General features: G+C 55.4%; 14 protein-coding genes. 12 read left to right on the plus strand and 2 right to left on the minus strand.

The annotated features are described in order from the left end of the window. From ACHZCX_RS13060 to ACHZCX_RS13090, 7 genes are all read left to right on the plus strand, one after another. Positions 1 to 702, plus strand: coding sequence for a glycosyltransferase family 2 protein (locus tag ACHZCX_RS13060; RefSeq protein WP_319587654.1), 702 nt, complete (start codon positions 1 to 3; stop codon positions 700 to 702). Next, on the plus strand, positions 699 to 1,595 hold the full coding sequence (locus ACHZCX_RS13065) for a lysophospholipid acyltransferase family protein (protein WP_319587655.1): 897 nt from the start codon (positions 699 to 701) through the stop codon (positions 1,593 to 1,595). The genes ACHZCX_RS13060 and ACHZCX_RS13065 overlap by 4 nt, the downstream gene beginning before the upstream one ends. A gap of 132 nt (positions 1,596 to 1,727) precedes the next feature. Beyond that, positions 1,728 to 1,985 carry a phosphopantetheine-binding protein gene (locus ACHZCX_RS13070; protein WP_319587656.1) on the plus strand — a complete coding sequence of 86 codons (258 nt, stop codon included), beginning with the start codon at positions 1,728 to 1,730 and terminating at the stop codon, positions 1,983 to 1,985. A 16-nt stretch (positions 1,986 to 2,001) separates the two neighbouring features. Next, a complete protein-coding gene (locus tag ACHZCX_RS13075) occupies positions 2,002 to 3,246 on the plus strand; it encodes a beta-ketoacyl synthase N-terminal-like domain-containing protein (RefSeq protein WP_319587657.1) in 1,245 nt (414 codons plus the stop codon). Between the two features lie 27 nt (positions 3,247 to 3,273). Next, complete coding sequence (locus tag ACHZCX_RS13080; protein ID WP_319587658.1) at positions 3,274 to 4,071, plus strand: lysophospholipid acyltransferase family protein; 798 nt, start codon at positions 3,274 to 3,276, stop codon at positions 4,069 to 4,071. Then, positions 4,068 to 5,558 (plus strand): B12-binding domain-containing radical SAM protein, encoded by a 1,491-nt coding sequence (locus ACHZCX_RS13085; protein WP_319587659.1) that lies wholly within the window; start codon positions 4,068 to 4,070, stop codon positions 5,556 to 5,558. Before ACHZCX_RS13080 ends, ACHZCX_RS13085 begins: the two co-directional genes overlap by 4 nt. Before the next feature lie 4 nt (positions 5,559 to 5,562). Further along, complete coding sequence (locus ACHZCX_RS13090; RefSeq protein WP_319587660.1) at positions 5,563 to 6,624, plus strand: radical SAM/SPASM domain-containing protein; 1,062 nt, start codon at positions 5,563 to 5,565, stop codon at positions 6,622 to 6,624. Positions 6,625 to 6,794: 170 nt separating this feature from the next. Here ACHZCX_RS13090 and ACHZCX_RS13095 read toward each other — a convergent pair whose 3' ends face one another. Continuing rightward, entirely contained in the window at positions 6,795 to 7,628 is an 834-nt protein-coding gene (locus ACHZCX_RS13095) for a cytidylate kinase family protein (protein ID WP_319587661.1), read from the minus strand. 140 nt (positions 7,629 to 7,768) lie between these two features. Between ACHZCX_RS13095 and ACHZCX_RS13100 the strand changes: the two genes are divergently transcribed. The 4 genes from ACHZCX_RS13100 to ACHZCX_RS13115 all read left to right on the plus strand — a co-directional run bounded on the left by ACHZCX_RS13100 (position 7,769) and on the right by ACHZCX_RS13115 (position 10,371). Then, entirely contained in the window at positions 7,769 to 8,041 is a 273-nt protein-coding gene (locus ACHZCX_RS13100) for a hypothetical protein (protein ID WP_319587662.1), read from the plus strand. Next, on the plus strand, positions 8,038 to 8,784 hold the full coding sequence (locus ACHZCX_RS13105; RefSeq protein WP_319587663.1) for a DUF6125 family protein: 747 nt from the start codon (positions 8,038 to 8,040) through the stop codon (positions 8,782 to 8,784). The genes ACHZCX_RS13100 and ACHZCX_RS13105 overlap by 4 nt, the downstream gene beginning before the upstream one ends. Positions 8,785 to 9,081: 297 nt before the next feature. Beyond that, positions 9,082 to 9,774, plus strand: coding sequence for an Abi-alpha family protein (locus tag ACHZCX_RS13110; protein WP_319587664.1), 693 nt, complete (start codon positions 9,082 to 9,084; stop codon positions 9,772 to 9,774). Positions 9,775 to 10,176: 402 nt separating this feature from the next. Beyond that, entirely contained in the window at positions 10,177 to 10,371 is a 195-nt protein-coding gene (locus ACHZCX_RS13115) for a hypothetical protein (protein ID WP_319585256.1), read from the plus strand. 25 nt (positions 10,372 to 10,396) lie between these two features. Here ACHZCX_RS13115 and ACHZCX_RS13120 read toward each other — a convergent pair whose 3' ends face one another. Further along, the gene (locus ACHZCX_RS13120; protein ID WP_319585255.1) at positions 10,397 to 11,440 is read right to left on the minus strand and encodes an IS110 family transposase; all 1,044 of its coding nucleotides are present in this window, start codon (positions 11,438 to 11,440) and stop codon (positions 10,397 to 10,399) included. A gap of 166 nt (positions 11,441 to 11,606) precedes the next feature. Here ACHZCX_RS13120 and ACHZCX_RS13125 point away from each other — a divergent pair, with 166 nt between their 5' ends. Continuing rightward, on the plus strand, positions 11,607 to 12,182 hold the full coding sequence (locus tag ACHZCX_RS13125) for a hypothetical protein (protein WP_319587665.1): 576 nt from the start codon (positions 11,607 to 11,609) through the stop codon (positions 12,180 to 12,182). Positions 12,183 to 12,289: the final 107 nt, after the last annotated feature.

The raw sequence follows: 12,289 nt of genomic DNA on the forward strand, positions 1-12,289 counted from the left end.
ATGCGCGCGGCTGTTCTTATCCCGGTCTACAACCACGAGGCCGGGGTCGGCGAGGTGATCAACACCGCGCGGCACCTCGGGCTGCCGATTTTTGTGGTCGACGACGGCTCCACCGACACCACCCCGGCGGTTCTGGCAACCCAGGCAGGAATCACCGTGCTCCGCCACCCGGTCAACCGGGGCAAGGGCGCGGCCCTGCTCACCGGCTTTGCCGCTGCCGCTTCAACCTGTGACTGGGCCCTGACCATTGATGCCGATGGCCAGCATAATCCGGCGGACGGCCAGGCTTTGCTGGCCATCGCCCGGCAAGGCGAACGGGTGCTGGTGGTGGGAAAACGCCAGGGCATGGTTGGGGAAAACGTGCCCTGGACTAGCCGTTTCGGCCGCGGGTTTTCCAACTTCTGGGTCTGGGCCTCGGGCGGACCCTGGATTGCCGATTCCCAGTCTGGGTTCCGTCTCTATCCCCTGCCCGAAACCCTGGAGTTGGGTGTCCGGGCCCGAAGATATCAGTTCGAGGTCGAGGTTCTGGTTCGGGCCCGGCAGAGCGGCCTCGCCATTGTCGAGGTGCCGGTGTCGGTCGTCTACCAGCCCAAGGGGGTTCGGGTCAGTCATTTCCGCCCCTGGCCCGACTTTCTCCGTAATTCGGCCACCTTTTGCCGGCTGATCTGCTCACGCCTTTTTCGGCGGGATCGCCGGCGATGACCATCGATTACCACGCTATCCTGGTGCGGGCTGCCCGCCTGCTCGGCCCTTGGCTCTTTGCCCTGGTCGCCCGGATCATCGCCACCGGCTATTTCCTCTGTTCCCGCCGGGTCAAGGAAAGCCGCCGTCTGTACGCCGCTCTCTTTCCCCATCGGAGCAGCGGCTATCACCTCTGGTGCACCTTCCTGCAGTATCAGAACTTCACCACTATTCATTTTGACCGGTTTCTTGGCAACCAGGGTCGTGCGCCGGAGTTTGCCTGCCAGGGAGAGGAGGGGTTGCAGACCCGGCTCGACCAGGGCGGAGCCATCCTGCTCATGTCCCACCTGGGGAACTGGGAGATGGCGGCCCGGCTGCTGATGCAGCAGCGCCGGGACCTGCACTTGCTGCTCTACATGGGTGTGAAGGAGAAAGAGGGGGTGGAGCGGACCCAGAAGGAGGAACTGCAACGGGCCGGGGTCAGGATCATCGGCGTCGATCAGGGCCTGGCCTCACCCTTTGCGGCGGTTGAAGGCGTGCGGGTGCTGCAGAGCGGCGGGCTGGTGTCGATGACCGGAGATGTGGTCTGGCGGCCGGATCAGCGCCGGATTGCCGTGACCTTTCTCGGTGGCCTCGCCTTCGTTCCGGAGGCCCCCTTTATCTTTGCCCTGGTGTCCGGCGCCCCGATTTTCGTTTTTTTTGCCTTTCGCACCGGGAACAACCGTTATCAGTTCACCTTTTCCGAGCCGATATGGATCAAATCCGCCGGGAGAAGGGAGCGGCAAGCGGCCCTTGCCGAGGCTGCCCAGCATTATGCCGACCTGCTGGAGGAGGCGCTGCGTGCCCACCCCTTTGAGTGGTACCATTTCAATCGCTTTCTGCATCCTCCTGCTCAGGAGTCGGAAAGGGTATAATCCGCCGGGAAAGGGGCCTTTGGGGGCCGCTTTTGCGCGCAATATTTTCTTTTCCTTTTACCGGAAAGAAGGGTAGTATCTCAAGTTTTTTGAGATCTTAGCTCCCCTGACCCGCTACCACAACGACCTGCCATGACCAGAGATGCACTGCAAGAAAAAATCCTGACCATCCTTGTTCAGGATTTTGAGTTCCAGCAACCAGGCCTGGACGATAATCTCCGCGACGACCACGGCTTTGACAGTATCGATGCCATTGAACTGCTCGGTAAGATTGAACGCATCCTCGGCGTCTCCCTGACCCGGGAGGAGAAGGAAAAGGCCATGGAAATCAGGACGATCAACGATATCCTCGATTACCTGGAAACGATCCAACAGGGTCGCGCCCAGTAACCCGCCCTCAAAACCGATGAAGCGCCGCGTCGTCATTACCGCCTGTTCCGCAATCACCCCTATCGGGTACGGTAAGAAGGACATCGTTGACAGCCTCCAGCAGGGCCGATCAGGAGTCAAACCCCTGCGTGACGACGGTCTCCTGACCGGCCATATCCACTCTCGGGTATTCGGCACCGTCGATTATCCCATTGCCTACGAATTCACCCGCTCGCAGCGCAAAACCATGGGGCCGGTGGCCTATTACGCCTGTCAGGTGGCAAGGGATGTCCTGGCCGAATCCGGTCTTTCCCCGGACTTCATCAGCTCGGGACGGCTCGGGGTGGCCTTTGGTTCCACTCACGGCAGCCCCACGGTGCAGCGGGAGATTTACAAGACCTTTTTCCAAAACCTGGATACGGAATTTTCCTCCATCGGCGCGGTCGATTATCTCCGCTCCATGGTCCACACCACCGCCGTCAACATCACCCGGATGTTCGGCATCACCGGCCGGGTGATCGCCTCTTCCACCGCCTGCACCACCAGCAGTCAGGCCATTGGCTTCGGCTACGAGATGGTCAAGTACGGCATGCAGGACGCCATGCTCTGCGGCGGCGCCGACGAGTACGACACCACCACCGTGGCGGTGTTCGACAATCTGCTGGCCTGCTCGGTCGGCTACAACGACCGGCCCGAATGCACCCCCCGGCCTTTTGACAGAAAACGCGACGGCCTGGTGGTCGGCGAGGGCGGCGGCGCGGTCCTGCTCGAGGAATACGAGGCCGCCAAGAAACGGGGCGCCCCGATTCTGGCCGAGGTTATCGGTTTTGCCTGCAATAACAACGGTGGCGATTTGATCCTGCCCAATCTCCAGGGCATCACATCCACCCTGCGCTTGGCTCTTGCCGATGCGGCGATCAATCCAGAGGCGGTCGAGTACATCTGTGCCCATGCCACGGCCACCAAGATGGGGGACATCATCGAATCCCAGGCCATTGAGGCGGTCTACGGCCTTGGACCCCACGTGACCGGCCTGAAAAGCTACACCGGCCACACCATGGGGACCTGCGGGGTGATCGAGCTGATCATGACCCTCTATATGATGGCGGAAGGGTTTCTGGCCCCCACGCTCAATCTGGAAGAGGTGGATCCCCGCTGCGGCATGGTCCGCCATACCCCAGGAGTGATTGAGGCTAAGACGAAAATTGCCTCGGTCCAGAATTTCGCCTTCGGTGGGGTCAACACCTGCCTGCTGGTCAAAAACGGCCGCGAGGCGCTCTAGGCTGTGCGGGGCAGGGGGGCGGACAGGTTGCTCGATATAGGGGTCACCCTGACCTGCTGGCTCTACTTCACCCTGGGTTTTCTCATCTTTTTTTCCCCTCTCTACATCGTCGCCGCCCTTTTTTCCTCCTCTAAAGAAGAGGCCTTCCAGCGCTACAATCGGGCCTTTTACCGGGGGTTCTTTGCCCTCTTGCGAACCCTTGCCCCCCGGCAGCATTGGGTTATCGACGAGCGCATCCAAGCCCTCCGTTCCTCGGTGATCGTCTGCAACCATCGCTCCTACCTGGACCCGCTGCTGCTGATCGCCCTGCTGCACCGCTCCAAAACCGTGGTCAAATCGATCTTTTTCACCCTGCCCATCTTTGGCTGGGTGATCCGCATTGCCGGCTATCTGCCGGCCACGGCCACGGGCCGGTTCGCCGGGATGATGCTCGCCCAGATGGCTACCATGGAGGCCTATCTCGCCGGCGGCGGCAATCTCTTTGTCTTCCCCGAAGGGACCCGGATCCGGGACGGCAGCATCGGTGCCCTCAATCAGGGGGCCTTGAAAATTGCCCGCCAATGCCGCGCCCCGGTGCATATCCTCTGCCTGCACAATACCGACCGGCTCTTTGCTCCGGGAACCTTTGTTTTTTCCACCCGCGAGCCCAGGGAGATTAGCATCCGTCTGGTCGAGACGATTGCCTCCGGTGAGCCCCAACCCCGTCTGGCCGACCTCAGCCATCGTGTCCGCGAGGTTTTGGAGCGCTGCCGATCGGAGGCCGTGCCAGGCAATGAAACCCATTCGTACCGTTCCCCCAATCATCCGTCGGAGATCGAACAATGAAGGTTCTGCTCATATCCATGCCGGACGTGGTGCCGATCATAATCCATGAAACCGCGGTGCACATGCCCAATCACGGCATCGCCTCGGTCGGCGGCAACATCGACGACGACCACCAGGTCTTTCTGATCGATCTGATCCGCAAGCGCCGTTCGATCAAGAAATACCTCACCAAGATGGTGGGCCGCATCCAGCCGGACCTGATCGGGCTCTCGGCCATGGCCTGGCAGTACGACACCTGCATCAAAATCGCCCATCTGCTCAAGGAGATCCGGCCGCAGGTCAAGATCGTCATCGGCGGCTATCATGCCACCCTGATGGCGGAAGAGATCGCGGAGTCGCCCGAGTCCCAATGGATTGATTTCATTATCCGGGGCGAGGGCGAGGAGTGCTGCCGGCGGTTGGTGAATGCTTTGGCTGGGCGCGATGACCTCACCGCCATACCGGGGCTCTCCTATAAACGGGACGGCATCTTCGTCCACAATCCCCGGGGCGAGAACCTGGATCTCAGCACCCTTAAACTGCCTATCCGCGACCAGCGCCGCCTGACCTGGGGCTACCACATCATCTATTCCAAGATCGAATTGATGGAGACCTCCCGGGGCTGCACCCGCTCCTGCAATTTCTGCAGCATGAAGCACATGTACGGCCGGACCTTCCGCACTTACCCGATCAGCCGGGTGCTGGAAGATCTCGACGATATCTATTTTAAACGCAAGACCAAGTGGGTGTTCATCACCGACGACAACATGGTACTCAATCCCGGCCGGGTGGTGGAACTCTGCGACGCCATTATTGCCCGCAAGTACCAGGGGCTCAATCTGGTGGTGCAGGCGGACTGCATCTCCATGGCCACCAACGAACCCATGGTGGCCAAGATGGCCCAGGCCGGGTTCCGCTCCGTTTTCCTCGGCATTGAAAACGGCTCAAAAAAGAATCTGAGCGACGCCGGCAAGGGCGACATCGTGGCCGCCTCACGAAAGGCAACTGAAAACTGCCATAAATACGGGATGATGGTGATTGGTGGGCTCATCTTCGGTTTTCCCGAGGACGATGCGGACTCGATCCGGGAAAATTATGAGTTTTTTGTCAGCATTGGCGCCGACGCCTCCTACTGCCAGATCCTCACCCCCTATCCCAAAACCGGGATGCGGCAGAATCTCCTGGAGCAAGGCTTGATCGACAATCAGGAAGATTACAAGAAATACAGCGGCCTCTGGGCCAATGTGCGTACCAAGTACCTGACGGCGGCCCAGTTGCAGTACCAGTTCTGGTTGCAACGCCAGGAGGTGCTTGGCTGGTGGAACCCGCCTGCTCCGGCCCGCAAGCAGGGACGGCTCTGGACCTCGATCTGGCGTTTTGCCTTCAAGCCCTTTCTCAAGCTGCACTACTGGCGGATCATGCGCAAAGGGGGATGGGAAGGGCGCTATCAACGGGAGGTGCAGCGCTGGGAACGGATCAACACCTTCAAAGATCTCGCGGGGTATTGACCGGATGCAGCTCTATAATCTGGAATTCACCGAGGAAGAGATCCGGGTGGCGGCAGCGGCCGATCGGTTGCTGTCCATGGAGATCGAATTCAGCCGGGCCTGCAATTTCCGCTGCGCCTACTGCTATCTGGCCGACCGAACGGCCAGCGCGGGCGAACTCTCGCGGGCGGAAATCAAGGATGTCATCCTCCAGGCGAAGGAATTGGGGGCCCGCAAGATTATCATCCTTGGAGGCGAGCCCTCCATATATCCGCATCTGGTGGAGATGCTCCGCTATCTCGGCAGCCTGGGGCTGCAAATCGAGATCTTCACCAACGGCACCGGCGTGACCGAAGAACTGGCCGAGGTGCTGGCCGAGGAAAAGGCGCGGGTGGTGGTCAAGATGAACTCCCTCGATCCGAGCGTCCAGGATCGGCTGGCCGGGAAGAAAGGGGCCTTTGCCATCATCGGCCAGGCACTGGAGCATCTCCGCCGGGCGGGCTATCCCTCGGATGATTTATTTCTCGCTGCCAGCACCATTATTTGCCGCCAGAATCTGGCAGAATTGCCGGATCTGTGGCATTGGTTGCGCACACGCAGCATTGAACCCTATTTTGAGATCCTCACCCCCCAGGCCAATGCCCTGGAAAATACCTGGCTCGGGGTCGAGGCGGCGGAACTCCGCGAGCTCTTTGTCCAGCTTTCCACCATGGACCGCGAACGCTTCGGCCGCATCTGGGAACCGCAGCCCCCGCTGGTGGGCAACCGGTGCATGCGGCATCAGGTTTCCTGCGTGGTTACCGCCAACGGGGAGGTCATGCCCTGTGTGGGCGTCACTATCGCCTTGGAGAACATCCGCAACCAGCGGTTGGCCGATATTCTCAAAAACAGCGAGGTGGTCAGGAATCTGAAGAATTACCGGGAGATGATCAAAGGGGCCTGCGGCAGTTGCGAAAAAAGTGGTGAGTGCTACGGCTGCCGGGGCGCGGCCTACCAGCTGACCGGCGACTATCTGGCCTCCGACCCGACCTGCTGGCGTCACGGTTCGGGCAAGGTGGACGGGTGCGAAGCATGCGACCACCTCTGATGCTTTCAACTCTCCAAGTTCGGTTTAATTATTGTATATTGATGAACTCGTAAAAAGGGAAAACACTCGGTTGTGTCATTTCGAGCGTAGCGAGAAATCTCTAGAATTATCATGAGATTTCTCCTCGCTGTGCTCGTCGAAATGACATGAATCGACTTTTTGCGAAACCATCATATATTGAGAAACGGGTTGATGTGGTCTTGTTTGTCATCTGTTTTTTCGGCAAATTTAATTTCATTCACTCCATCTATTTCTCTTATCAGAGATTCTATTTTTTCCCTGATCGACTTGTCGGTTCGCAAGACTTCCCCGATGTTGGAAAGAGTGACAATGCCATTGCTGACTTCAACCTCTATCAGGAATGAAAAGTTAACAAGCATTGCATGGATTTTGGCACATAACAGTTTGTCGTTGATAATTCTTTGTGATTCAGTCGTTGTTTGGAATGCAGGCATTATAGAGGCTTGGATAATTAATTCGACAGCGTTATCAACGCTCAATCGATCAACAAGAAGAACCATGTCATAAAGGCGGCTGTCCCAGGTGTCGGTGCCATACAGCTTCAATCCCCATCGACGGCGCTCTTCATCGTCTTTTCTTAAAACATCCTGGGCTTCCTTTTGTGAAATTTCATCACGTTTCATGATTTCTTTCACCCGGTCTTCAATATTGGCCAAAATTCTCACCTTGAGAACATGGGGAATATTGCGAAGAAAGTACTGCCCTGCAAGACCATGGTAAATGACATTATCCTTTTGAACGTGCTTCAGGAGCGCATATTGGTAATAGCTGATGTACCGTTCTTTTCCATGTCGAAAACGATCCAGAATAGACGGTGAATCATGGATAGCTCGCACCAGGCTTATTTCGGGAATATTGAACTCCTCTGAAGTTTCGAGGAGGATTTCGCGAGAAACACAGTCATAATTTAGTTTTTCAGCCAGTTTTTCAGCAACTTCTTTCCCTCGGCTGTATGAGCCTCGAGATATAGTAATTATCGGCATACGAAGTAACCCCTTGAAATTTTTGGAATGGAGAGCGTTGGGCACGGGCTGAGTGCTCGCTCGGTTAACGCTGAGCAGGTGCTCAGTTTGTGTCAGTATACACCATTCTCCGGGGAAAGGGCAGTCGATAGAGGCAATAAATGTTGTTTTCACCGGCTGAGCCCATTCAATTCGATCCTGGAAGCCAGTGGGGCGATGGGCTGCTGTTGATCATCCTTGGCCTTCTGTCACTGGCAGGGATTGGCGAGGCGGACTTTCAAAAAGCCTGTCGCGTCGGGCCGGCTAATCTCCCGGTTTTGCCGGAGAAGAGACAGGATGCGGATGCGTTCAACCTGCAAATCCTGTACTATCGTTTTTTGAGTGTAGAGGTGAATGCCAATGGATCGCAAGCAACCAAGGAGGAAAAAAAATGAGCAGTGGCAAAGAGATGCTTGATCAGGCCGATAATGACATGCTGGTCCGAATCGTGATGGACGCCTTCCGCCGGACTATTGTCCATTACGGGGCCTGGTTTGCCGAGGTGGAACATCAGGTTGGACTGGAAAAAGCCCTGGCAGTGGAGGACGATGTCTGGCAGGCGAGTGTGGGCAATCAGGTGGATCGTTTGGGGAAAACGCTCGATTTTCCGACCGAGAACGGCATCCCCGCAGTTCTCAAGACGTTGCCGCGCGAGGTGTTGACCGACCTGATTGAAAAGTTGAGCATCAATTGGCTGGCTAATGACGGCATCTGGTTTCAGGCGGTGGAAAAACGGTTCGGCATGGGCGATGCCAAGCGGTGCAACGATACCTGCTGGACACGCTTCTCCCCTTTCGAGGCGGCCCGGATCAAGAAACTGCTCGACCTGCCCGACAAGGGCGGCATTCCTGCCTTGAAAAAGGCGCTGGCCCTGCGGATGTACGCCTATATCAACGAACAGTCGATTGAAGAGGTCGACGACAACTGCATCATCTTCTACATGAACAACTGCCGCGTCCAGGCGGCTCGCAAGCGCAAGGGGCTGGCCGATTATCCCTGTAAGTCCGCCGGCATGGTGGAGTATCCCACCTTTGCCCAAACCATCGACTCCCGCATCACCACCGAATGCGTCGGCTGTCCGCCCGATGCCCACCCTGAAGAGTGGTTCTGCGCCTGGAAATTTACCCTTAAGGAGTGAGGTTGTCTGAAACAAAAGGGCAATGCAGCCCCGAACTGGTATTCATGCAATCACCGGCGATCAGTGGCGCAGCGACGACTTATTTGAGCAACACATTGGCGGTTGGTGCTGCCGCCGGTTGCCGGGCTACTTCTCAAGATTCCCTTTTGACTTTGTCATATCACCGGAAACTTTGGCCAGTCTTGGATTAACGCTTTGATTGAGCATTGATTTGCGATGTTTTCTCGCTTAAACTTGGCTGGTTATTTTCAACGTATTTTTACCTATCAATACTGTTAGGTCTCTAAAAAGGAAACCATGATGAACGATGACGATAAAAGCATAGATCTGATTGGTTTAGGTAAATTAGCAAAAGCAATACCGGAATCTGTATACACAAAAACAACTGATACAACCATAAAAACATTTGAAAAGATAATTGCACCTATAACTGAAACCACTTCCGGTCTCGGTAGATATATTAAGCAGAAGTTTGATAATATGGTTGAGATTGAAAGGTCGCTCCTTGAGTACTCTCTAGAAAAAGCTAAAAATAAGCTTGAGAGAAAAGGGTTAAAACCGAGTTCGGTTTCTAGCCCTAGATCCACGGTACGAATAGTTGAAGAGTTGTCAAAAGAGACAGATTTTCTACTAAATGAAATGTGGACAAATTTGCTTTGTACTGAAATTACTAGTGGTAAATCTCATCCTTTTTTTATAAATGTGCTATCGTCATTAAGTAAAGACGAAGCAATATTGCTACAAGATCTTAAATCATTTAATGAAATCGGAGAGTTTAAAAACAATATTTTAATGCTACCTAGAAGTATTAGATATTACATTCTTGAAGATGGAGGTGCGGAAAGAGAATGGAATATGCCTAGTGCCTTATTGCTGGAGTATGGTTTGGCAAGCACTATCGTGCCTAAATCACATCAAAAAGGAGGAAAAACGGTTCTATTGTATCGCACTGAATTAGGCGATGAATTTCTAAAAGCTGTTACTGAATAAAATAAATTATTTGACTTAACACTTAGAAGGCCCCCGGTTGTCAACGGATAAAGGTATCCGGGAGCGATGAACTTATCACTCTGTGGTCGGTACAATCCGACCAATTGCCCGATGAAGCGCGCCCTGACTTGGGTTTCATATTCGACGACAGAGTGACTCTGCGCCAAACACTTATCGAGGATCAACCACTTTGCCAGTTAAGACGATGCTGGCAAGAGCAACGAGCGAATGGAACCCGGTCGAGAATGGGCCACTCTCTTGCTCGTCGGAGACCGGGTTCCATTCGCGGGCTCGCCGGGAACGAAGGCCGGGTGATTGCGGCAAGGATTTTGTTGTCGCGTCCTAGAAACAATCGCGTACCCTCGTGCCGTCCCATTCAAAACGGCTTGGTCATGCGGCGGCATGCCAGAGTTAGAGCCGGGCTCGGGTGAGGGGCAGAACCACATCAACAAGCAGATGTTCAACGAGCGGGACGGACGGCCAATCAAGCCTTCTGGCTGCGGTGCAACCGGCAGACCATGGCCCATAATGCTGACGGCAGACGGAGGATATGCTCCGGAGGGCCATGCGGATATGCTCGAAAAAAGCTCCAGTTAGGTGTCGGGCTCGCCCGTCCCCTCGATTAGACGGCCAGGAACGTATGCATGTTGAACCCCTGCCGGTTTTTCAGCATGAAATAGACCGCTCGGCCGAGCTTGTGCGCCAGGATGGAAAGCGCCTTGCCTTTGCCGTGTTTCCGCACCAGCTTGTCGTGGAATTGCCGGCCCGGTTCGTTGCTTTTGAGGAACAGTTGCGCAGCCAAGGAAAAGGCCCAGCGGAGATGGGCGTTGCCGATCTTCTTGCCGCCACTGCCGTATTTCTTGCCGTTGGATTCCTTGGAGCAGGTGACCAGGCGGCAATAGGAGGCGAAATCCTGAACCCTGGGAAAGCGGCTGATGTCCTCGATCTCATAGAGCAGATTGAGGGCATTGATCCGGCCCACGCCGGGGATGCTCTTCAAGAGGGCATAAGCAGTCGGGTCATGCTCCTTTGCGTGGGCAATGATGTCCTGTTCGAGGACGGCCAACACCCGGTCATAGGCGTCGATCATGTCGAGATTGGCGGCCATGGACATGCACACCGAGGGATCGTCGAACCGATCCAGCAAGCCTTCCCGGTTTTGCGGTTTGGCGATCCGGCCCAGAGGCACCTGCAGGTTGTACTGGCTGGCGGTATTCTGGGTGTGGGCAAAGAGCTCGGCCCGCTTGCGCATGAGATGGTTGCGCCGGCGCATCAGGTCCCGAGTGGCACGCATCCGCTGGGGATACACGTAGGCCATGGGAATGAGGCCGCCCCTGAGCAAGGCAGCGATCTTCTGGGAGTCAATCTTGTCGTTCTTGCTTTTGCCGCCGTGGATGGCTCGCATGTAGAGCGCATGACCGAGGATAAAGGGGATGTTTTCCGTGGCGCAGAGATCGGCCAGCCAGTACCAGGAGAACATGCACTCGGCGCACACCACCAGATCGTCCCGATAGGGGGCGATGGTTTTGAGGAAGGTTTCCGGCTCGGTCTTGATGTTGCGATGGAGCAGGATGTCCCCTTCCTGGCTGAGGATGCACAGGTACATTTTGTTGGTGTGCAGGTCGATTCCACAGTAATGCTTGTGTTGCTTGGTGTACAATCGCATGAGAAGGCCTCCTTGCTAAGGGTTGCTGATACCCCCATTATAGCGGAATAGTCCGCCGGGTGCTCAGGGGGCCTTCTCTAGTATCAAGCCAATAAATACGGACCCGCAAACAGCGCGCGGGCCGGTTATCGCAACGTTGAGTTACTCGTCATTTAGGAGACCGCAGATGACTGAAGCGCCATGGAATACTCTTGAGATAGCTAAATTGGCGGTCGGTGTTCTGACGCCAGTCTCGGTCGCGATCCTTGCTTGGTTTTTCAATAGACGAATGAAGAGACTTGACCTGATTCAGTGGTCAAATCAAAAGCTCATTGAGAAGAGAATCGCCGTCTACGACTTGGTTGCGCCCCAGCTAAATCTCCTGTTGTGCTTCTTTACCTGGGTGGGCTACTGGAAAGAAATATCCCCACAAAATGCCATTCAGTCGAAACGCGACCTCGACAAAGCATTCAACATCTATCGGCATCTTTTCGAAGCGGACGTCTATGAAGCATACCAGTCGTATGTACATCTGCTTTTCGAAACCTTTATAGGTCCAGGGCATGATGCTCGTTTGCGTACGAAAGTAAAAGGAGTCGATGGCGACCGACAGTATGATGGAAGCTATGAATGGAAGGCTGAATGGAATGACCAGTTCTCCAACCTCGATACGATCCCATCGAAGAACGAAATCCAAAGAGCATATGGCGCTCTTATGTCCTCCTTAACGCGCGCCCTTGGAATTCAATCCAACGACACTTAATCGGGTGAAGGGGAGAGATGGCAGGCAGATCTTACCCATTGAACAATTCGGGGCGTAACGTTCAGGAGGCCTCCGGTTGAACAGGCAAAGGTGTCCGAGGGCGATGA

This window comes from uncultured Desulfobulbus sp. (assembly GCF_963662935.2).
GTDB lineage: Bacteria > Desulfobacterota > Desulfobulbia > Desulfobulbales > Desulfobulbaceae > Desulfobulbus.

Excerpts from the sequence above, each read along its gene's own strand:
- ACHZCX_RS13060 (WP_319587654.1), top strand. The coding sequence starts at position 1 with ATGCGCGCGGCTGTTCTTATCCCGGTCTACAACCACGAGGCCGGGGTC.
- ACHZCX_RS13065 (WP_319587655.1), top strand. The coding sequence starts at position 699 with ATGACCATCGATTACCACGCTATCCTGGTGCGGGCTGCCCGCCTGCTC.
- ACHZCX_RS13070 (WP_319587656.1), top strand. The coding sequence starts at position 1,728 with ATGACCAGAGATGCACTGCAAGAAAAAATCCTGACCATCCTTGTTCAG.
- ACHZCX_RS13075 (WP_319587657.1), top strand. The coding sequence starts at position 2,002 with ATGAAGCGCCGCGTCGTCATTACCGCCTGTTCCGCAATCACCCCTATC.
- ACHZCX_RS13085 (WP_319587659.1), top strand. The coding sequence starts at position 4,068 with ATGAAGGTTCTGCTCATATCCATGCCGGACGTGGTGCCGATCATAATC.
- ACHZCX_RS13090 (WP_319587660.1), top strand. The coding sequence starts at position 5,563 with ATGCAGCTCTATAATCTGGAATTCACCGAGGAAGAGATCCGGGTGGCG.
- ACHZCX_RS13095 (WP_319587661.1), bottom strand. The coding sequence starts at position 7,628 with ATGCCGATAATTACTATATCTCGAGGCTCATACAGCCGAGGGAAAGAA.
- ACHZCX_RS13100 (WP_319587662.1), top strand. The coding sequence starts at position 7,769 with ATGTTGTTTTCACCGGCTGAGCCCATTCAATTCGATCCTGGAAGCCAG.
- ACHZCX_RS13105 (WP_319587663.1), top strand. The coding sequence starts at position 8,038 with ATGAGCAGTGGCAAAGAGATGCTTGATCAGGCCGATAATGACATGCTG.
- ACHZCX_RS13110 (WP_319587664.1), top strand. The coding sequence starts at position 9,082 with ATGATGAACGATGACGATAAAAGCATAGATCTGATTGGTTTAGGTAAA.
- ACHZCX_RS13115 (WP_319585256.1), top strand. The coding sequence starts at position 10,177 with ATGCCAGAGTTAGAGCCGGGCTCGGGTGAGGGGCAGAACCACATCAAC.
- ACHZCX_RS13120 (WP_319585255.1), bottom strand. The coding sequence starts at position 11,440 with ATGCGATTGTACACCAAGCAACACAAGCATTACTGTGGAATCGACCTG.
- ACHZCX_RS13125 (WP_319587665.1), top strand. The coding sequence starts at position 11,607 with ATGACTGAAGCGCCATGGAATACTCTTGAGATAGCTAAATTGGCGGTC.